Annotated in this window: 14 protein-coding genes, 1 pseudogene and 1 riboswitch; of the genes and pseudogenes, 5 read left to right on the top strand and 10 right to left on the bottom strand. The window is 66.4% G+C overall.

What is annotated here, in order from left to right; genetic code table 11:
- Nucleotides 1-173 precede the first annotated feature (173 nt).
- A riboswitch (TPP riboswitch) is annotated at nucleotides 174-297 on the bottom strand.
- A gap of 268 nt (nucleotides 298-565) precedes the next feature.
- The 4 genes from AC1Z3W_RS20330 to AC1Z3W_RS20315 all read left to right on the top strand — a co-directional run bounded on the left by AC1Z3W_RS20330 (nucleotide 566) and on the right by AC1Z3W_RS20315 (nucleotide 5,916).
- Entirely contained in the window at nucleotides 566-2,335 is a 1,770-nt protein-coding gene (locus tag AC1Z3W_RS20330) for an ABC transporter ATP-binding protein/permease (protein ID WP_057924779.1), read from the top strand.
- A complete protein-coding gene (locus tag AC1Z3W_RS20325) occupies nucleotides 2,332-3,108 on the top strand; it encodes an SDR family NAD(P)-dependent oxidoreductase (protein ID WP_483508359.1) in 777 nt (258 codons plus the stop codon). Before AC1Z3W_RS20330 ends, AC1Z3W_RS20325 begins: the two co-directional genes overlap by 4 nt.
- Before the next feature lie 194 nt (nucleotides 3,109-3,302).
- Complete coding sequence (locus AC1Z3W_RS20320) at nucleotides 3,303-4,565, top strand: MFS transporter (RefSeq protein WP_483508358.1); 1,263 nt, start codon at nucleotides 3,303-3,305, stop codon at nucleotides 4,563-4,565.
- 22 nt (nucleotides 4,566-4,587) lie between these two features.
- Entirely contained in the window at nucleotides 4,588-5,916 is a 1,329-nt protein-coding gene (locus AC1Z3W_RS20315; RefSeq protein ID WP_483508357.1) for a D-amino acid dehydrogenase, read from the top strand.
- A 97-nt stretch (nucleotides 5,917-6,013) separates the two neighbouring features.
- On the opposite strand, the gene thpR is transcribed toward AC1Z3W_RS20315, so the two are convergent.
- The 5 genes and pseudogenes from thpR to AC1Z3W_RS20290 form a co-directional block, all read right to left on the bottom strand.
- Entirely contained in the window at nucleotides 6,014-6,580 is a 567-nt protein-coding gene (gene thpR, locus AC1Z3W_RS20310; protein WP_057924783.1) for an RNA 2',3'-cyclic phosphodiesterase, read from the bottom strand.
- A pseudogene (locus tag AC1Z3W_RS20305) lies at nucleotides 6,577-6,990 on the bottom strand (alanine:cation symporter family protein); the annotation flags it as partial. The gene thpR and the pseudogene AC1Z3W_RS20305, both read right to left, overlap by 4 nt.
- Nucleotides 6,991-7,317: 327 nt before the next feature.
- Nucleotides 7,318-8,784, bottom strand: coding sequence for a glutamate synthase subunit beta (locus AC1Z3W_RS20300; RefSeq protein ID WP_057924785.1), 1,467 nt, complete (start codon nucleotides 8,782-8,784; stop codon nucleotides 7,318-7,320).
- 85 nt (nucleotides 8,785-8,869) lie between these two features.
- Nucleotides 8,870-13,573 carry a glutamate synthase-related protein gene (locus AC1Z3W_RS20295; protein ID WP_483508356.1) on the bottom strand — a complete coding sequence of 1,568 codons (4,704 nt, stop codon included), beginning with the start codon at nucleotides 13,571-13,573 and terminating at the stop codon, nucleotides 8,870-8,872.
- A gap of 289 nt (nucleotides 13,574-13,862) precedes the next feature.
- Nucleotides 13,863-14,576, bottom strand: coding sequence for a transposase (locus AC1Z3W_RS20290; RefSeq protein WP_057924787.1), 714 nt, complete (start codon nucleotides 14,574-14,576; stop codon nucleotides 13,863-13,865).
- A gap of 194 nt (nucleotides 14,577-14,770) precedes the next feature.
- Between AC1Z3W_RS20290 and AC1Z3W_RS20285 the strand changes: the two genes are divergently transcribed.
- Nucleotides 14,771-15,502 carry an OmpW/AlkL family protein gene (locus tag AC1Z3W_RS20285; RefSeq protein ID WP_057924788.1) on the top strand — a complete coding sequence of 244 codons (732 nt, stop codon included), beginning with the start codon at nucleotides 14,771-14,773 and terminating at the stop codon, nucleotides 15,500-15,502.
- Between the two features lie 165 nt (nucleotides 15,503-15,667).
- Here the strand turns inward: AC1Z3W_RS20285 and ugpQ are convergent, their stop codons facing one another.
- The 5 genes from ugpQ to ugpB all read right to left on the bottom strand — a co-directional run bounded on the left by ugpQ (nucleotide 15,668) and on the right by ugpB (nucleotide 20,731).
- A complete protein-coding gene (gene ugpQ / locus AC1Z3W_RS20280; RefSeq protein ID WP_483508355.1) occupies nucleotides 15,668-16,432 on the bottom strand; it encodes a glycerophosphodiester phosphodiesterase in 765 nt (254 codons plus the stop codon).
- A gap of 28 nt (nucleotides 16,433-16,460) precedes the next feature.
- Nucleotides 16,461-17,546 (bottom strand): sn-glycerol-3-phosphate import ATP-binding protein UgpC, encoded by a 1,086-nt coding sequence (locus AC1Z3W_RS20275; protein WP_483508354.1) that lies wholly within the window; start codon nucleotides 17,544-17,546, stop codon nucleotides 16,461-16,463.
- Nucleotides 17,547-17,577: 31 nt separating this feature from the next.
- Complete coding sequence (gene ugpE / locus AC1Z3W_RS20270; protein ID WP_057924791.1) at nucleotides 17,578-18,423, bottom strand: sn-glycerol-3-phosphate ABC transporter permease UgpE; 846 nt, start codon at nucleotides 18,421-18,423, stop codon at nucleotides 17,578-17,580.
- Nucleotides 18,420-19,304, bottom strand: coding sequence for a sn-glycerol-3-phosphate ABC transporter permease UgpA (gene ugpA, locus AC1Z3W_RS20265; RefSeq protein ID WP_057924841.1), 885 nt, complete (start codon nucleotides 19,302-19,304; stop codon nucleotides 18,420-18,422). Before ugpA ends, ugpE begins: the two co-directional genes overlap by 4 nt.
- A gap of 92 nt (nucleotides 19,305-19,396) precedes the next feature.
- A complete protein-coding gene (ugpB, locus tag AC1Z3W_RS20260; RefSeq protein WP_057924792.1) occupies nucleotides 19,397-20,731 on the bottom strand; it encodes a sn-glycerol-3-phosphate ABC transporter substrate-binding protein UgpB in 1,335 nt (444 codons plus the stop codon).
- Between the last annotated feature and the right edge of the window lie 53 nt (nucleotides 20,732-20,784).

The raw sequence follows: 20,784 nt of genomic DNA, 5'->3' as shown, positions 1-20,784 counted from the left end.
CCCGTGCCAGCGCACACGACAGCGGTTCGGGAACAGCGCAAAAAACTGAAGATTGAGCGGTCATCATTCCTTCCGTAACGCGCAAAGCGCGTACCCAAAAGGACGAAACCGGCAGCAAAGGCCGGCCGGGCGGGACTCGGGCGCTGACCATGTGGGATGGCAGCCAGCGCGGCCCGGCGGGATCAGAAACTTCCCTCGCCGGTATTACCCGGATCGGGTGCGAAGGGTCTTTCTCAGCCTCGCCGCGTTGCCCGGAATAACCCGTCGGCCGCGCTCGAAGCACCCCTGTTTCGTCGTCGGCCATTAGACCATAAAAGCGGAAAGCGCCGCAAACTGTCCCCTTGCGGCAAATTCGCCGTCGCGACGCGCCGCTCTGGCACAATGCCCGCAGGCCGGCCGCGCGAGCGGCCGGTTGCCGCGTCACCGCCGGCCTTAAGTGCCGTTTAAGACGCGCGGGCCACCATCCGGACGCCCGCCGTCAGTCGGCACCTCGTCCCGGCATGCCGTATCGCGGCGCGCGCCCGGCTTCGCCCGGCCCGCGCGCCGGCTACTCATCAGGAAGCACATGACCCAATCGATCGATCCCGTCCGCTCCGCCTCCGACGCGCCGCAGGACGAGCGCCCGGTATCCGCGTGGAGTCTCATCAAGCCCTACTGGGTGTCGTCCGAATGGAAAGTCGCATGGGGGCTGCTGATCACGATCATCGCGATCAACCTCTGCGTAGTCTGGATCAATGTCAAGCTGAACAAGTGGAACGCGCAGTTCTACAACGCGCTGCAGTCGAAGGACGTCCACGACTTCCCGAACCTGCTGATGCAGTTCTCCGCGCTCGCGTTCGGCTTCATCATCCTCGCGGTGTACGGCCGCTACCTGCGGCAGATGCTCGGGTTCCGCTGGCGCCAGTGGCTCACCGACCGCTTTCTCGGCCAGTGGCTCGGCGATCGCGCGTTCTACCGGATCGAACGCGACCGCCTCGCCGACAACCCCGACCAGCGGATCACCGACGACCTCCAGTCGTTCGCGACGACGACGCTCGCGCTGTCGCTCGACCTGCTGTCGACGGTCGTCACGCTCGTATCGTTCATCACGATCCTGTGGTCGCTCGCCGGCGCGCTGACGGTGTCGCTCGGCGCGACGCCGATCGCGATCCCCGGCTACATGGTGTGGGCAGCCGCGCTGTACGCGGTGGTCGGCTCGCTGATCATCCAGAAGGTCGGCCACCCGCTCGTGTCGATCAACTACCAGCAGCAGCGCGTCGAGGCCGATTTCCGCTTCGGGCTGATTCGCGTGCGCGAGAACGCCGAGCAGATCGCGTTCTACGAGGGCGAGAAAACCGAAACCGGCAACGCGCAGAACCTGTTCATGCGCATCCGCGACAACTGGTGGCGCGTGATGAAGTACACGAAGCGCCTCACGTTCGTGCTGAGTTTCTACGGGCAGATCGCGATCATCTTCCCGCTCGTCGTCGCGGCGCCGCGTTATTTCGCGGGCGCCTTCTCGTTCGGCGTGCTGATGCAGATCTCGTCCGCGTTCGGCACCGTCAGCGATTCGTTCTCGTGGTTCATCAACAGTTACTCGACCCTCGTCGAATGGCGCGCCACCGTCAACCGTCTGCGTGAATTCAAGCGCGTGATGGGCACCTCGCACCTGAAGGAAAGCCTGTCGCCCGCGACCGAGCACGGCGGCATCAACCTGCACTACGTCGACGCCGCGAAGCTGTCGACGTCGTCGCTGAAGCTCGCACTGCCGAACGGCAACGCGCTCGCGAACATCGGCAACGTGACGATCGAGCCCGGCTCGCGCTGGCTCGTGATCGGCAAATCGGGTTCCGGCAAGAGCACGTTCATGCGCGCGATCGCGGGCCTGTGGCCGTTCGGCGACGGCGCGATCGACGCGCCGGTCGGCGCGCGGATGATGTTCGTGCCGCAGACGAGCTACCTGCCGATCGGCTCGCTGAAGGCTGCGCTCACCTATCCGGCCGCGCCCGACGCATTCACCGACGACGCGTGCCGCGACGCGCTGCGCGCGTGCCGCCTCGAAGACTACGTCGAGCGCCTCGACGAGACCGGCCACTGGACGCGCGTGCTGTCGCCGGGCGAACAGCAGCGTCTCGCCGGTGCACGCGTGCTGCTGCACAAGCCGGACTTCCTGTTCCTCGACGAAGCGACCAGCGCGCTCGACGCCGACAACGAAGCGCGGCTCTATCACCTGTTCGCCGAGCGGCTGCCGAAGGCCGCGATCGTCAGCATTGCGCACCGCGAGTCGCTGGCCGCGTTCCATGTCGGCACGATCAACGTCGAGCGTGTGAACGACAACGACAAGGTCGCGGCGTGAGCGCACGCGCCGCGCACCTCGCACGGATCGCGCTGATCACCGGCGCAGGGTCGGGGATCGGCGCGGCGCTCGCGCGGCGGCTGGCGGCACCCGGCACCGCGCTGGCGCTGCATGCGCGCGGCGCCGACGACGCAGCCCGCAAGCGGCTCGACGACGTTGCCGCCTCCTGCACGGCGGCAGGCGCGGAATGCGTGACGCTCACCGGCGATCTCGCCGAAGCCAGCGTCGCCGCGGCACTGGTCGACGCGACCGTCGCGCGCTTCGGCGGGCTCGATCACCTCGTCGCGAACGCCGGCTTCGCGGCACGACAGACTTTTTCCGATCTTTCGCCCGACACGCTCGCGTCCGCGTTCGCGGCGATGCCCGGCGCGTTCTCCGCGCTTGCGGGCCGCGCGCGGCCGCTGCTCGAGGCGTCGGCGGCACCGCGCATCGTCGCGGTCAGTTCGTTCGTCGCACACCGCTACCGCGCCGATGCGCCGTTCGCGGCGACCGCCGCCGCGAAAGCCGCGCTCGAATCGCTGGTGCGCACCGCGGCAGCCGAGTTCGCCGCGCACGGCATCACCGTCAATGCGGTCGCCCCCGGCTTCACGCGCAAGGATCACGGCCCGAGCGACGGCAATGCGGCTGCGTGGGCTCAAGCCGAACAGGCGACGCCGCTCGGCCGGATCGCCGAACCCGACGACGTCGCCGCACTGATCGCGTTCCTGCTGTCGGACGCCGCGCGGCAAATCACCGGCCAGGTCGTGCACGTCGACGGCGGCCTGACGCTCTGACGCTCTGACGCGTCAAACATAAACATACTGCTCCTCGAGCACCAGCCATTCGCATCGCGACGCGTCGCCGATCGCTACCGTTTCCCGCACCACCCTGCATCGACCATTTTGGCGCCCCGCAGCGCGCCCGTAGAATGGTTGCCACACGGCAGCACGCCAGGCAGCACGACACGAACCGACACGGAGATGGCGAGATGCAGGCAATCCAGTGGTTTCACGAACTGTCGACGCGCGAGCGCAGGACGCTGTACGCCGGTTTCGGCGGCTACGCGGTCGATGCGTTCGACTTCATGATCTACTCGTTCCTGATTCCGACGCTGATCGCCTCGTGGGGGATGACAAAGAGCGAGGCAGGGATGATCGCGACGAGTTCACTGATCTCGTCGGCGATCGGTGGCTGGGCCGCCGGCATCCTCGCCGACCGTTACGGCCGCGTGCGCGTGCTGCAGTGGACGATCGCGACGTTCGCGCTGTTCACCTGCCTGTCCGGTTTCACGCATTCGTTCTGGCAACTGCTCGCCACGCGCACGCTGCAGGGCTTCGGCTTCGGCGGCGAATGGTCGGTCGTGACGATCATGATGGCCGAGACGATCCGCTCACCCGAGCACCGCGCGAAGGCGGTCGGCACCGTGCAGAGCAGCTGGTCGTTCGGCTGGGCCGCGGCCGCGATCCTCTACTGGGCGTTCTTCGCGCTGCTGCCCGAGCAGATCGCGTGGCGCGCGTGCTTCTGGATCGGCATCGTGCCCGCGCTGTGGATTCTCTACATCCGTCGCAACGTCAGCGATCCCGACATCTACACGGCCACCCGCCGCGCGCGCGACGAAGGCCGCGTGTCGGGCCACTTCCTCGAGATCTTCGCGCCGCAACACCTGCGCGCGACGCTGTTCGGCAGCGTGCTATGCACCGGCATGCTCGGCGGCTACTACGCGATCACGACGTGGCTGCCCACCTACCTGAAAACCGCCCGCCACCTGTCCGTGTTCAACACGAGCGGGTATCTCGTCGTGCTGATCGTCGGCTCGTTCGTCGGTTATGTGGTCGGCGCGATCCTGTCCGACCGGCTCGGCCGGCGCGCGTCGTTCATCCTGTTCGCGGTCGGCTCGTTCGCGCTCGGCATGGCGTACACGATGCTGCCGATCACCGACACCGCGATGCTGCTGCTCGGCTTCCCGCTCGGCATCGTCGTGCAGGGCATCTTCGCGGGCATTGGCGCCTACCTGTCCGAGCTGTATCCGGGCGCCATCCGCGGGTCGGGCCAGGGCTTCTGCTACAACCTCGGCCGCGGGCTCGGGTCGTTCTTCCCGATCCTCGTCGGCTCGCTGTCGCAGACGATGTCGCTCGTGAAGGCGATCGGCCTCGTCGCGGGCGCCGGCTACCTGCTCGTGATCGTCGCCGCGCTCGTGCTGCCGGAAACGCGCGGCAAGTCGCTCGTCGACGATCCGGCCGTCGTGTCCTGAACGCCCTCCCTCCGGAAACCGCATGCATGTGATCGTTCTCGGCGCCGGCGTGATCGGCGTCGCCACCGCGTGGCACCTGCGCGAAGCGGGCTGCGACGTCACCGTGATCGAGCGCGAGGCCGACGTCGCGCAGGCGACGAGCCTCGGCAACGCGGGCGTGATCGCGCCCGGCTACGTGACGCCGTGGGCTGCACCCGGGATGCCCGGCAAGATCCTCAAATACCTGTTCAAGCCCGCGTCGCCGCTGATCTTCCGGCCAACGCTCGATGCCGCGCAGTGGCGCTGGATCGCGCGCTGGCTGCGCGAATGCGAATTCGAGCGCTTCCGCGTGAACAAGCAGCGAATGCAGCGCATCGCGTACTACAGCCGCGCGTGCCTGCATGCGTTTCGCGATCGTCATCCGTTCGACTATGGCGCGAGCCGCGGCTACCTGCAGCTGCTGCGCGGCCCGTTCGACGTCGAGATGGTGCAGCCCGCGCTGAAGGTGCTGCGCGACGCCGGCATCGCGTTTCGCGAACTCGACGCGGCCGGCTGTACCGCGATCGAGCCGGGCCTGCGCTGGGCCCGGCAAGCGCCCCTCGGCGGCATCTACCTGCCCGACGACGAAGCCGGCGACTGCGCTCGCTTCACGCGCGAACTGCGTGCGCTGTGCGAAGCGAACGGCGTGACGTTCCGCTTTCGCACGGCGGTACAGGCGCTCGATGTCGAAGCCGGCAAGGTGCTCGGCATACGGATCGTCGGAGAAAACGCCGACGAGTCGCAGGATCGGGGGCGACCGGATCCACTCGCCTCGAATGACGGCGGCACGCACCGCGACGCGCGGCTCGCCGCCGACGCGATCGTCGTCGCACTCGGCGTCGACAGCGCCGGCCTGCTGCGGCCGCACGGCATCGACGTGCCGTTGTATCCGGTGAAAGGCTACTCGGCGACGCTGGCCGTCGTCGACGATGAAAAGGCACCGCGCGCCGCCCTGATGGACGAATCGCTGAAGACGGCAATCACGCGCTTCGGCCCGACGCTGCGTGTAGCGGGCACGGCGGAGCTCGGCAACCGGCATGCGGCGCTGCGCCAGCAAGCGCTCGATACGCTGATGAAGGTGCTCGACGACTGGTTCCCGCAAGCGGCCGATCGCGCGTCGGTGCGCTTCTGGGTCGGCCGCCGGCCGATGACGCCCGACGGGCCGCCGCTACTGGGGGCGAGCGGAATCGGCGGACTCTGGCTGAACGTCGGCCACGGGTCGACCGGCTGGGCGATGTCGATGGGTTCGGGGAAGGTGCTGGCGGATCTCGTCACGGGGCGGGAACCGGAGATCGATCTGGCTGGGCTGACGCTCGCGCGCTACGGGCGGTAGCCTGGACTGAAGGCAGCAGCGTCGAAGCGCCGCGCCGGAACAGCTGCGTGGAGCCTGACGAGAATGGCGGCCGTTCGCCGTATGTCGCCGGAACGCTTCATTGCGCCCCCGCGCCGTCCGCCCGCGCAATCGGCGCCGACACGATCGGCCGATGCGACACGCCTTCGTTCGACAGCCGGCTTTCGAACAGCGTGAGCGCGTCGAACCGCAGCGCGACCGGCCGCCCCACCGCGCCGCCGTGCGCCGGCTGCCCGACCGCGTCGTGCGGCAGCCGCGCGAGCGTTACGTGCGGACGGAACGGCCGCCGGTCGGCCGGCACGCCGAGCTCGCGCAATGTTGCCGACAGCGCGGCATTCAACGCCTCGCATGCCGGCACGGCAGCCAGTTCCGCGACGATCAGCCGGGCGCGCGGCAGGCTCGGCCACCACGCGATCCGTTCGACCGGCATCGACGGCAGCGGATGCGCGGCCGCGAGCGCCGGCATGCACGCGGCCAGTGCGTCGCAGCGCGCCCGTTCGATCGCGCCGACGAACGCAAGCGTCACATGCAGCTGTGCGGGCAGCGGACGCCGCGCGCCTCGGGTGACCGGCAACGCATGCAGCGCATCGCGCGACGCCGCATCGGGCATCAGCGCGACAAACACGCGCAGCCGGTCACCGTTCATGACGCGCGCACCGCCACGCGCACGGTATTGTCCGCATCGGCCGCGGCCGGACGCTGCGGCAGCGGGCCGTGCTCGCCCCACACGTCGGGCGGCGGCACATTCGCGAGTTCCGGGATCATGTTGCGCGTAAACACCGGATCGGCGACACCTTCCGCGCGCTGGCGACGATAATCGCGCCATGCCGCGTGCGCATGCTTGCCGAGCGCGAGGATCGCGACCAGGTTGATGATCGCCATCAGCCCCATGCTCGTATCGGCCACCGCCCACACGAGCGGCAACTGCCCGACGCTGCCGGACATCACCATACCGGTGCCGAGCTCGTACTGGCCCGACAGCAGGATCACGAATGCGGTCGCGCTGCAGATCACGATCGTGTCGACGAACACGCCGGGCATCCGGATCAACCCTTGCACGAATGCTTCCATCCAGAGTCCTTGTAAATGGCGTCGGTCATATGCGGCAACCGCGCGAACACGGCCGAAGGGGCGCCATGACATGACCGTTTCCAACGAACATTACAAAATGAAAGATAACAGGATCGTGGAAAATCGACACCCGATGTGATCAGGTTAGGCGACGCCTCGGGAAAATGACGAGGGATGCGGCAACCGCGAACACGCGCGAGCGGAACCGGAGGCTGGCTGGCCGACATCGGCACCAGCAGGTGCCGACCATAAAAAAACCGAGCGCCCTTTCGGACGCCCGGTTGTCATCGAAACCCGCTCGAGCGATTCAGCTCAGCGCGGCAGTTCCGAATGCCCCATCAGGTACGCGTCGACCGAGCGCGCGCACTGGCGGCCTTCGCGGATCGCCCAGACGACGAGCGACTGGCCGCGACGCATGTCGCCTGCCGCGAACACCTTGTCGACCGACGTGTAGTACGAGCGATCGCCTTCGGTCGCCGCACGTGCGTTGCCGCGCGCGTCCTTCGCGACGCCGAACGCCTCGAGCACGGTGGCTGCCGGCTGCGTGAAGCCCATCGCGAGCAGCACCAGGTCGGCCTTCATCTCGAACTCGGAGCCCGGCACTTCCTGCATCTTGCCGTCCTTCCATTCGACGCGCACCGCGATCAGCTTCTCGACCTTGCCGTTCTTGCCTTCGAGACGCTTCGTCGCGACCGCCCAGTCACGCTCGCAGCCTTCTTCGTGCGACGACGACGTGCGCAGCTTGATCGGCCAGTACGGCCACACGAGCGGCTTGTTTTCCTCTTCCGGCGGCTGCGGCAGCAGCTCGAACTGCGTGACCTGCTTCGCGCCGTGACGGTTCGACGTGCCGACGCAGTCCGAACCCGTATCGCCGCCGCCGATCACGATCACGTGCTTGCCCTTCGCGAGCAGCTGGTCGACGAGCTTGTCGCCCGCGTTCACACGGTTCTGCTGCGGCAGGAAGTCCATCGCGAAATGGACGCCGGCGAGCTCGCGGCCCGGCACCGGCAGGTCGCGCGGCGTTTCCGAACCGCCCGCGATCACGACCGCGTCGAACTCTTCCTTCAGCTTCTCCGGCGAAATGGTTTCCTTCGCGAGGCTGCCGATCGACTCGGGCAGCGGATCCTTGCCGATGAACACGCTGGTGCGGAACGTCACGCCTTCCGCTTCCATCTGGCGCATGCGGCGATCGATCAGCCACTTCTCGAGCTTGAAGTCGGGGATCCCGTAACGCAGCAGGCCGCCGACGCGATCGTTCTTCTCGAACACCGTCACGTCGTGGCCCGCACGCGCGAGCTGCTGCGCGGCGGCGAGGCCGGCGGGGCCCGAACCGACGACCGCGACCTTCTTGCCCGTCTTGTGCTCGGCCGGCAGTGGCTTCACCCAGCCTTCCGCCCAGGCCTTGTCGATGATCGCGTGCTCGATCGACTTGATGCCGACCGGATCGTTGTTGATCCCGAGCGTGCATGCCGCCTCGCACGGCGCCGGGCAGATGCGGCCCGTGAACTCGGGGAAGTTGTTGGTCGAATGCAGGACTTCGATCGCCTGCTGCCAGTCCTGGCGGTAAACGAGATCGTTGAAGTCCGGAATGATGTTGTTGACCGGGCAGCCGTTGTTGCAGAACGGGATGCCGCAATCCATGCAGCGCGCGCCCTGCGCCTTCGCGTCCGCGTCGGTCAGCGCCGCGACGAATTCCTTGTAATGCTTCACGCGCGTGAGCGGTGCTTCGTACGCCTCGTGGCGGCGTTCGAACTCCAGAAAACCGGTTGCCTTGCCCATAAGGTGCTCTTCTGTTCGGTGTATCGGGTGGGGGAGCCGCGCGCGGCAATCATGCGCGCGCGGCATTCGCTATGTCGTTCGTCGCTCAGGCGGCCAGCACTTCCTTCGCCGCCTTCTTCGCACCGATCTCGCCCAGCGCGCGCTTGTATTCGTGCGGGAACACCTTCACGAACTGGCGGCGCGCCGCGTCCCAGTTTTCCAGCAGCGACTTCGCGCGCGGCGAACCCGTGAACTGGAAATGACGCTCGACGAGCCCCTTGAGCAGCGCTTCGTCCGTCGTGCCTTCGTGCCAGAGCGCGCGGTCGACCGTGCGCTCCTGCTCGGCCTGCTGCAGCACCGGCTCGAGCGCGACCATCGACTTGTTGCACTTCGCCGCAAACGTGCCTTCCGGATCGTAGATGTACGCGAGACCGCCCGACATGCCGGCCGCGAAGTTGCGCCCGGTTTCGCCGAGCACGACGACCGTGCCGCCCGTCATGTATTCGCAGCCGTGGTCGCCCGTGCCTTCGACGACCGCCGTCGCGCCCGAGTTGCGCACGCAGAAGCGCTCGCCCGCCACACCGCGGAAGAACGATTCGCCTTCGATCGCGCCGTACATCACCGTGTTGCCGCAGATGATGTTTTCCTCGGACTTGCCGCGGAAGTCGTTGGTCGGACGGATAATGATCCGGCCGCCCGACAGGCCCTTGCCGACGTAGTCGTTGCCGTCGCCGACGAGGTCGAGCGTCACGCCCTTCGCGAGGAACGCGCCGAAGCTCTGGCCGGCCGTGCCCTTCAGCTGGATGTGCACCGCGTCGTCGGCCAAGCCGTCGTGGCCGTGCTTCTTCGCGATCACGCCCGACAGCATTGCGCCGACCGTGCGGTTCACGTTGCGCACCGGCTGGATGAACGACACGTGCTCGCCATTCTCGATCGCGGCCTTCGCTTTTTCGATCAGCACGTGGTCGAGCGCGCGCTCGAGGCCGTGATCCTGCACGTCGACGTGACGCGGTGCGACGTCTTCGCACTCTTCCGGCTGGTAGAACACGCGCGAGAAGTCGAGGCCCTTCGCCTTCCAGTGCTCGATGCCCTTGCGCGTATCGAGCAGGTCGGCGCGACCGATCAGGTCGTCGAACTTCGCGACGCCGAGCTGCGCCATGATCTCGCGCACTTCCTCGGCGACGAAGAAGAAGTAGTTCACGACGTGCTCGGGCTGGCCCTTGAACTTCGCACGCAGCACCGGATCCTGCGTCGCGACGCCGACCGGGCACGTGTTCAGGTGGCACTTGCGCATCATGATGCAGCCTTCGACGACGAGCGGTGCCGTCGCGAAGCCGAATTCGTCCGCGCCGAGCAGCGCGCCGATCACGACGTCGCGGCCCGTCTTCATCTGGCCGTCGGCCTGCACGCGGATCCGGCCGCGCAGGCGGTTCAGCACCAGCGTCTGCTGCGTTTCGGCGAGGCCGAGTTCCCACGGCGTGCCCGCATGCTTGACCGACGACAGCGGCGATGCGCCCGTGCCGCCGTCATGGCCGGCGATCACGACGTGGTCGGCCTTCGCCTTCGCGACACCGGCCGCAACCGTGCCGACGCCGACTTCCGACACCAGCTTCACCGAGATGCTCGAGCTCGGGTTCACATTCTTCAGGTCGTGGATCAGCTGCGCCAGATCCTCGATCGAGTAGATGTCGTGGTGCGGCGGCGGCGAGATCAGGCCGACGCCCGGCACCGAGTAACGCAGCTTGCCGATGTATTCGGACACCTTGTGACCCGGCAGCTGGCCGCCTTCGCCCGGCTTCGCGCCCTGCGCCATCTTGATCTGGATCTGGTCGGCCGATGCGAGGTACTCGGCGGTGACGCCGAAGCGGCCCGACGCGACCTGCTTGATCTTCGAGCGCAGCGAATCGCCGTCCTTCAGCGGAATGTCGCTGACGATCTCGTCGCCGATCACCGACTTCAGCGTCTCGCCCGACTTGATCGGGATGCCGCGCAGTTCGTTGCGGTAGCGCTTTTCGTCCTCGCCGCCTTCGCCGGTGTTCGACTTGCCGCCGATCCGGTTCATCGCGATCGCGAGCGTCGCGTGCGCTTCGGTGCTGATCGAACCGAGCGACATCGCGCCCGTCGCGAAGCGCTTGACGATGTCCTTCGCCGACTCGACGTCGTCGATCGGGATGGCCTTGGTCGGCTCGACCTTGAACTCGAACAGGCCGCGGAACGTCATGTGACGCTTGGTCTGGTCGTTGATCAGGTGCGCGTACTCCTTGTACGTCTGGTACGAGTTGCTGCGCGTCGCGTGCTGGAGCTTCGCGATCGAGTCCGGCGTCCACATGTGATCTTCGCCGCGCACGCGGTATGCGTACTCGCCGCCCGCGTCGAGCATGTCGCGCAGGACCGGGCTGTCGCCGAATGCATCGCGGTGCAGGCGGATCGCTTCTTCCGCGACTTCGAACAGGCCGATACCGCCGACCTTCGAGGCCGTGCCCTTGAAGTACTTCTCGACGAGGTCGCTCGACAGGCCGAGCGCTTCGAAGATCTGCGCGCCCGTGTACGACATGTACGTCGAGATGCCCATCTTCGACATCACCTTCTGCAGGCCCTTGCCGACCGCCTTCGTGAAGTTGTAGACGGCCTTCTCCGGCGACAGGTCGCCCGACAGGCCTTCGGCCATCTTCGCGAGCGTTTCCATCGCGAGGTACGGGTGCACGGCTTCCGCGCCGTAGCCCGCGAGCAGCGCGAAGTGGTGCGTCTCACGTGCGGAGCCCGTCTCGACGACGAGGCCCGTGCTCGTGCGCAGCCCTTGCTGGACGAGGTGCGAGTGGATCGCCGACGTGGCGAGCAGCGCCGGAATCGCAACGTGCTCGGCGTCCGTCTTGCGGTCCGACACGATCAGCATGTTGTAGCCCGACTTCACCGCGTCGACGGCTTCCGCGCACAGCGATGCGAGGCGCGCCTCGATGCCTTCCTTGCCCCATGCGACCGGGTAGCAGATGTTCAGTTCGTATGCGCTGAACTTGCCGCCCGTGTACTGGTCGATCGCGCGGATCTTCGCGATGTCCTTGAAGTCGAGCACCGGCTGCGACACTTCGAGACGCATCGGCGGGTTGATGTTGTTCGTGTCGAGCAGGTTCGGCTTCGGGCCGATGAACGACACGAGCGACATGACCATGTTCTCGCGGATCGGGTCGATCGGCGGGTTCGTGACCTGCGCGAACAACTGCTTGAAGTAGTGGTAGAGCGTCTTGTTCTTGTTCGACATCACCGCGAGCGGCGAGTCGTTGCCCATCGAACCGACGGCCTCTTCACCCTGCTGCGCCATCGGCGCCATCAGGAACTTCAGGTCTTCCTGCGTGTAGCCGAACGCCTGCTGGCGATCGAGCAGCGCGGCGCCCTGCGTGCGGCCGGCCGCGACGTCCTCGGCGTTCGGCTCGATCTCGTCGAGCTTGATGCGCACGGCGTCGATCCAGCTCTTGTACGGCTTCGCGTTCGCGAGGTTGTCCTTGAGCTCCTTGTCGTCGATGATGCGGCCGTGTTCCATGTCGATCAGGAACATCTTGCCCGGCTGCAGGCGCCACTTCTTGACGATCTTCGATTCGGGGATCGGCAGCGTGCCGGCTTCCGACGCCATGATGACGAGGTCGTCGTCGGTCACGATGTAGCGCGCCGGGCGCAGGCCGTTACGGTCGAGCGTCGCGCCGATCTGGCGGCCGTCGGTGAACGCGATCGCGGCGGGGCCGTCCCACGGCTCCATCATCGCGGCGTGGTATTCGTAGAACGCGCGGCGGTTCTCGTCCATCAGCGTGTGCTGTTCCCACGCTTCCGGGATCATCATCATCACCGCGTGCACGAGCGGGTAGCCGGCCATCACCAGCAGCTCGAGACAGTTGTCGAACGATGCCGTGTCGGACTGGCCCGGGTAGATCAGCGGCCACAGCTTCGGAAGATCATCGGCGAGCACGTGCGACGCGATCGCGCCGGTACGCGCGTTCAGCCAGTTCACGTTGCCCTTCACGGTGTTGATCTCGCCGTTGTGCGCGATCATCCGGTACGGGTGAGCGAGTTCCCATGCCGGGAACGTGTTGGTCGAGAAGCGCTGGTGCACGAGCGCGAGCGCCGACACGACGCGCTCGTCCTGCAGGTCGCGGTAGTACACGCCGACCTGGCCCGCCAGCAGCAGCCCCTTGTAGACGATCGTGCGCGCCGACATCGACGGCACGAAGTATTCCTTGCCGTGCTTGAGCTTCAGCGCCTGGATGCGGTGGCTCGCGGTCTTGCGGATCACGTACAGCTTCCGCTCGAGCGCGTCCGTCACCATGATGTCCTTGCCGCGGCCGATGAAGATCTGGCGGATCAGCGGCTCGCTCGCCTTGACTGTCGGCGAGATCGGCATCGCGTGATCGACCGGCACGTCGCGCCAGCCGAGCACGACCTGGCCCTCTGCCCGCACCGTCCGCTCGAGCTCCTGCTCGCACGCGAGACGCGACGCGTTTTCCTTCGGCAGGAAGATCATGCCGACCCCATATTCACCGGCCGGCGGCAGCGTCACGCCCTGCTTCGACATTTCCTCGCGATAGAACGCGTCCGGAATCTGGATCAGGATGCCGGCGCCGTCACCCATCAGCGGATCGGCACCGACCGCGCCACGGTGATCGAGGTTCTCGAGGATCTTCAGACCCTGCTGAATGATCTCGTGGCTCTTCTTGCCCTTGATGTGAGCGACGAAACCGACGCCACAGGCGTCATGTTCGTTTTGCGGGTCGTACAGACCTTGTGCGGCGGGCACCGCGGCGAGCGGCTTCTGGTGGTCGTTCATGGGGACACCGTCGTAAAGGGGCCTCGAGGGCCGTTGAACCATTTTTTTGTTGCCGTCGATCCCGCTCCCGACGGGAGACGGCACGGCCGACAGTGGTTGGGCGAGCTTCGCCCAGGCCACCGGAATTCGGAATATACGCGACGAATCAAAGGAATAGCAACAAAAACCGCATGATCGAACCCCAATTAAACGGATGCCTCTATCTGGTGCCATTTTATTGGGGCTGTATCGTATTGGTGCAAAAAGAAGCGGCGCCCGCAGCGCCGCCTCCTGAACCGCCGTTCCTGCATTACTGCTGGATCGGCGGTGTGTTTTCACGCACCTTTCTGGGGCGTCCGCGCGGCAGCGGCGACACGCGGCGATTCGCGGTGCGCGCCGCCCACTCGCGGTAGTTCTCGCCGCCGAGCACCCAGCCCTTGAGCGTCGCCTGCTGGAGCTGATCGGCCTGCCGTTCGTCGAGCGGCTGTTCGCACAGCTCCTTGTACGCGCGCTGACGGTCGAACGGCGTGTTGCCGAGCGCCCAGTAGAGCGGATGGTCGGTGATCAGGCTGTCGACGGTGAGCCCGACGTGGTGCCGGTAGCTCGACCAGCGATAGGCCTCGGGCGTCGCGGCCAGCTGCGAACGCACGGGGCTCATCTCGACCACGCGGCTCGCGAGCAGGAAATAGCGCTCGCCTTCGATCACGGTCGCGCGATAGCGGCCTTCCCACAAGGTGCCGCGGCGCGAGTAGCGCCGGTTGAAATGCGCGACGTAGCGGCGACCGACCGCCTGCATCGCCTTCGGCAGGCTCGCCTCGTCGCTCGGCGTCACGAGAAGCTGCACCTGACGCGGGAGCAGCACATAGGCATGTACCGAAAGATGGTGATCGCGTGCCGCGGCCTTCAGACAATCGATGAAGAGTTCGTAGTCCTGGTCGTCGACGAACGCGGGTTGCTGATCCAGGCCGCGCAGTATCACGTGCTGCGGCTGGTCGGGAACGTAGAGTCGTGCTAACCGTGCCATGCTGAATGTCCGTTTGAACGCGTTAGGAAATACCCGGAGGTCCGAAATTGCGCACCTGCGTAGAATGCCTGTCCCTGCGGGGCGCGGAAGCGTACGGTCGTACTAATCCTAGGGTGAAAACTCTAACTTGCGAGCTTGTTTGGTTTTAAACGCAGTCGTCATAATGAGCACGCCTTTTGATCGGAGGAGACACAATGAAACGAAAACTGGCCATTACGGGGGCTGCAGCGCTCGCATTTACGTTCGCGGGCGGTACGGCACATGCACAATCCGCCGGTGATTTCTACGTCAGCACCGGCTGGCTGCACCTTTCGCCGCAGGACAGCAGCGACCCGCTGTTCCTGTACGGTGTCGGCGGCACGCCCATCAACCAATCGATCCCCAACACGGGAGCCGGCATCAACGACGCCGATACGATTGGGCTCGCAGCTGGCTACTTCGTCACCGACCACATCTCCACCGAACTCGTCATGGGGATACCGCCGAAGTTCGACATTACCGGCAAGGGTCAGTTCGAAAAGTTCGGCGTACTCGGCCGCGCGTATCAGTGGAGCCCCGCCCTATTGCTTCGCTACCACTTCAACGACGCCAACGCGAAGTTCCGTCCGTATGTCGGCGTCGGCGCGACGTATGTCTGGTTCACCGGCGCAAAGATCACAAACAGCAGCTTCGAGAACGGCGTGCTCGGTGGCCCGACCAGCGCTACGACCAGCAACCAGTGGGCGCCCGTGTTCAATGCCGGCTTCACGTACAACTTCACGAAACACTGGTTCGGGGGGCTGTCGATCTCGTACATTCCGGTCAGCGTGACCGCAACCTTCACGACGGCCCGCCGGACGCCGGTCGGCACCCTGACCGAGACGTCGAAAGCGAAGATCTCACTCAACCCGATCGTCACGTACCTCAACGTCGGCTACCGCTTCTAAGCGTAGTCGAATATTTGGGGAATGGTTAATCCTGCTGCAATTTGTAGCGGATTTTTCCTCGAGTAACGGGCCCGCGATGCAAAACGCCCCGGTCGGAATCCCGCCGGGGCGTCGTTTTTTCGCGTCAGGCACGTTCCCGTGCAGGGTTTTGCCGGATGCGCAGCGTTACACGATGTCGTCGAGTGCCGTCGGGCCGATCAGGTCGATGCGGTCCGTGCAGACCGCATCGACACCCCAGCGCACGAGTTCGCGCGCCCGGGCGAGGTCGTTGACCGTATAAACCAGGATGCGCAGCCCGGCCGCCTTGATCGCTCGCACGCGTGGTTCGTCGAGTTCCTTGTGGTTTGCGTGCAACGATACACAGCCGAGCGCGCCGACGACCTGCGCGTGCCAGTCGTCCGGCACCGCCTCGTACAGCATCCCGCGCGGCAGCGCCGGTGCGCTCGCGCGCGCCTGTTGCAGCGCGTCGAACGAGAACGACGACAGCAGCGGCGGCACCGCCGCGCCAAGCCAGTACGCGGCCGCATCGGCCGCCACCCGCTGCCCCGTGTCGCGCTCGCGGCCCAGGCACGGCTTGATCTCGACGTTCGCCGCCAGCCCATGCGCGATGCAGCGCGCCGCCGCCGCCTCGAGCGTCGGCATCCGTTCGCCTGCGAAGCACGCGTCGAACCAGGCGCCCGCGTCGAGCGCGGCCAGCGCCGCATAACGCATGCCTGCCGCCGGCCCGCTGCCGCTCGACGTGCGGTCGACCGTATCGTCGTGCAGCAGGAACGTCACGTCGTCGGCGGACAGCTTCGCGTCGAACTCGACCATCCGGTGACCCCGCCGCGCGCCCTCGTCGAGCGCGGCGAGCGTGTTCTCCGGCGCGAGCGTGCCGCCGCCGCGATGGGCTACGACGCGCGGATAGGGCCAGTCGGTACGGGAAGTCATCGTGGGCCTCGCAGCAGGTTCGTCAGGATCAGCCGGCGCGCTTGCCGGTCTCGGGATCGAAGAAATGCAGCCGGTGCGCGGGCAGCGCGGCGGCGAGTGCCGTGCCGCGCGCGGGACGATCCGCGTGCGGCAGGCGCACCGCGACGTCGTGGTTGCCCCAGCGGCCGTGCGCGAGGTTGTCCGCGCCGAGCAGCTCGCACGAGTCGACCGGCAGCGCCGCCTGCGCGACACCCGGCTGCGGCGTCATGTGTTCGGGACGCACGCCGAGCACCCAGTCGCGCCCGGTGGCGATCGCGGTGCCGATGCCGGGCGCGCCGGCGACCGGCAGCGCCAGGCCGCCGCCCGCGACCGTAAACGTCGCGCCATCCTCCGACAGCCGGCCGTGCATCAGGTTCATCGCCGGCGAGCCGATGAAGCCCGCGACGAACACCGTCGCCGGCTTCTCGTACACGTCGACCGGCGCGCCGATCTGCTCCGCATAGCCGCGGTTCATCACGATCACGCGCTGCGCGAGCGTCATCGCCTCGATCTGGTCGTGCGTCACATACACGCTCGTCGTCGCGAGCCGCGCATGCAGCCGCTGGATCTCGAGCCGCATCTGCACGCGCAGCTTCGCATCGAGGTTCGACAGCGGCTCGTCGAACAGGAACACCGACGGCTCGCGCACGATCGCACGCCCCATCGCGACGCGCTGCCGCTGGCCGCCCGACAGCTCACGCGGCCGCCGCGCGAGCAGCGGCTCGAGTTCGAGGATCTTCGCGGCCGCTGCCACCCGCGCGTCGATCGCCGCGCGCTCGATGCCACGGATCTTCAGCCCGTAGCCCATGTTCTGCGCGACCGTCATGTGCGGATACAGCGCGTAGTTCTGGAACACCATCGCGATGTCGCGATCCTTCGGCTCCAGCGCGTTGACCACGCGATCGCCGATCGCGATCTCACCGTCCGTCACCGTCTCGAGCCCCGCGATCATTCGCAGCAGCGTCGACTTGCCACAGCCCGACGGGCCGACCAGCACGATGAATTCGCCATCGGCGATCTCCACGTCGATGCCATGCAACACGTGCTGCTTGCCGTCGTAGGATTTCCTGACGCCCTTCAAGCTCAGCGCAGCCATACTTGGTCCTTCTCCCGGTTACCGTCGTTGGTTACTTCTCGGAATCGACGAGGCCGCGCACGAACCAGCGCTGCATCGCCAGCACGACGACGAGCGGCGGAATCATCGCCAGCAGCGTCGCCGCCATCACGTATTGCCATTCGGTCGCGGCGTCACCGCTCGCGATCATCGTCTTGATGCCGACCACCGCCGTCGACAGCGACGCCTCCGTCGTGATCAGGATCGGCCACAGATACTGGTTCCAGCCGTAGATGAACGTGATCACGAACAGCGCCGCGATGCTCGTCTTCGACAGCGGCAGCACGACGTCCCAGAAGAAGCGCAGCGGCCCCGCGCCGTCGATGCGTGCGGCGTCCATCAGCTCGTCGGGCAGCGTCATGAAGAACTGGCGGAACAGGAACGTCGCGGTCGCCGACGCGATCAGTGGCAGCGTGAGTCCGGCGTAGGTGTTCGTCAGATGCAGCGTCGACACGACCTGCACCGTCGGAAAGATCCGCACCTCGACCGGCAGCATCAGCGTGATGAAGATCAGCCAGAACGCCGTGTTGCGGAACGGGAAGCGGAAGTAGACGATCGCGTACGCGGACAGGATCGACATCGCGATCTTGCCGACCGCGATGCCGAGCGCCATCACGAAGCTGTTCACGAGCAGCCGGCCGAACGGCGCGGTCGTGCCGCCGCTGCCGTGCCCCCAGATGTACGCGATGTTCTCCAGCAGGTGCGTGCTCGGCACCAGCGACAGCGGGATCGTGAACACTTCCTGCGCGTTCATCGTCGCCGCGCAGAACGCGACGTACACGGGGAACACGATCAGCACGACGCCCGCGATCAGTACCGCGTGGCAGAACAGGTCGAAGCCCTTGCGATTTTCGATCATGCGTATTGCACCCTGCGTTCGACGAAGCGGAACTGGATTACCGTGAGCCCGACCACGATGATCATCAGCACGACCGACTGCGCACCCGAACTGCCGATGTCGAGCCCCTGGAAACCTTCCGTGAAGATCTTGTAGATCAGCGTCTTCGTGCTTTGCGCGGGGCCGCCCGCGGTGGCCGCGTCGATCACCGGGAAGGTGTCGAAGAACGCGTAGACGAGGTTCACGACCAGCAGGAAGAAGCTCGTCGGCGACAGCAGCGGCAGCACGATGTTGAAGAAGCGCCGCACCGGCCCCGCGCCGTCGATCGCCGCCGCCTCGATCAGCGAGCGCGGGATCGCCTGCAGCCCCGCGTAGAAGAACAGGAAGTTGTAGCTCACCTGCTTCCACACCGATGCGAGCACGACGAGGAACATCGCCTGGCCGCCGTTCAGCGCGTGATTCCACACGATGCCGCCCTTCGCGAGCGCATAGGTGACGAGGCCGATGCTCGGGTTGAACAGGAACGCCCACAGCACGGCGGCGATCGTCGGGGCGACCGCGTACGGCCAGATCAGCAGCGTGCGGTACACACGCGCGCCGCGGATCACGCGGTCGGCGCACGCGGCGAGCAGCAGCGACACGACGAGCCCACTGACCGTGACGAGCGAACTGAACACCAGCGTCGTGCGGAACGAGTCGAGGTACAGCGGATCGGCAAACAGGTGCGTGAAGTTCGCGAAGCCGACGAATTCGCTCGACGTGCCGAACGCGTCCTGCATCTGCGTTGACTGCCACAGCGCGACGCCGGCCGGCCACAGGAAGAATACGGCGGTGATCGCGAGCTGCGGCGCGATCAGCAGGTACGGCAGCAGGCTCGCGCCGAAACGGGAACGGGATTGCATCGCGGGCATCCGGTCAGGCAAAACGGAAAGGGAGCCGCGCCGCCGGCGCGCACGCGCGACGCGGCGGCCGGCGGCACGAACGCGATGCGGGCTCAGCCGCCCGACTTCTCGAAGCGGCGCAGCAGTTCGTCGCCGCGCGAGGCCGCCGAGTCGAGCGCGTCCTTCGGCGACTTCTTCTGCGCCCAGACCTGCTCCAGCTCTTCGTCGACGACCGTGCGGATCTGCGGCATGTTGCCGAGACGCAGCCCCTTTGTGTAGGGCAGCGGCGGCTTGTTCATCATCTGCTTGATCGCGGTTTCCGCGCTCGGGTTCTTCGCATAGAAACCCTGCTGGCGCGTGAGGTCGTACGCGGCCGTCGTGACCGGCAGGTAGCCCGTTTCCTGGTGCCACTTCGCGGCGATCGGCGGCGAGGCCAGGAACGCGAGGAATTTCGCGACGCCCTTGTAGGTCGCCGGATCCTTGCCGGCCAGCACCCACAGGCTCGCACCGCCGATGATCGCGTTCTGCGGTGCGCCCTTCACGTTCGCGTCGTACGGCATCATCCCGGTGCCGTAGCTGAACTTCGCGAACTTCTGCACGTTCGCGAGCGCGCCGGACGACGTCGTCATGATCCCGCAGTCGCCGCTGTAGAACTTCGCCGACGCTTCGTCCTTGCGGCCCGCATACGTGAACGTGCCGTCCTTCATCATCTGCTGCAGGAACGCGATGTGGGCGATCTGCTGCGGCTTGTTGAATTCGAGCACCGCGTCGGTGCCGTCGAAGCCGTTGTTGCGGCTCGCGAACGGCAGCGCATGCCACGCGCTGTAGTTCTCGAGCTGGATCCAGCCCTGCCAGCCGGTCGTGAAGCCGCACGCCATGCCCGACTTGCGCAGCTTCTCCGCGTCGGCCTGCACGTCGGCCCACGTCTTCGGCGGCTGGTTCGGATCGAGCCCGGCCTTCTTGAACGCGTCCTTGTTGTAGTACAGCACCGGCGTCGAGCTGTTGAACGGCATCGACACGAGATGGCCCGTCTTCGCATCGCTGTAGTAGCTCGCGATGGTCGGCACGAACGCCTTTTCGTCGAGCGGCATGCCGGCCTGCTTGAACACGTCGTAGACGGGCACGACGGCCTTCTTCGCCTGCATCATGGTCGCGGTGCCGACTTCATAGACCTGGAGGATCGCCGGCGCATTGCCGCTGCGATACGCGGCGATGCCCGCCGCGAGCGCCTGGTCGTAGGTGCCCTTGAAGACCGGCACGATCTTGTAGTCGCTCTGCGATGCGTTGAACTGCGCGGCGAGCTCGTTCACGCGCTCGCCAAGCGCCGACTCCATCGCATGCCAGAACTGGATCTCCGTCACGGCGAACGCCGCATGCTGCACACCGAACATCAGCGCGCCGCCAAGCGCGATCGAACGAACCAGGGTCCCCGCAGGCTTCTTCTTCATCGACCTCTCTCCTATGAAAACGTTACCAACAGCGTGTGCAACATTCCCGTCGC

This window comes from Burkholderia sp. 10_S31, assembly GCF_056930375.1.
The sequence above is the reverse complement of the archived record's forward strand: the minus strand, read 5'-3'. Positions and strand labels throughout refer to the sequence as shown.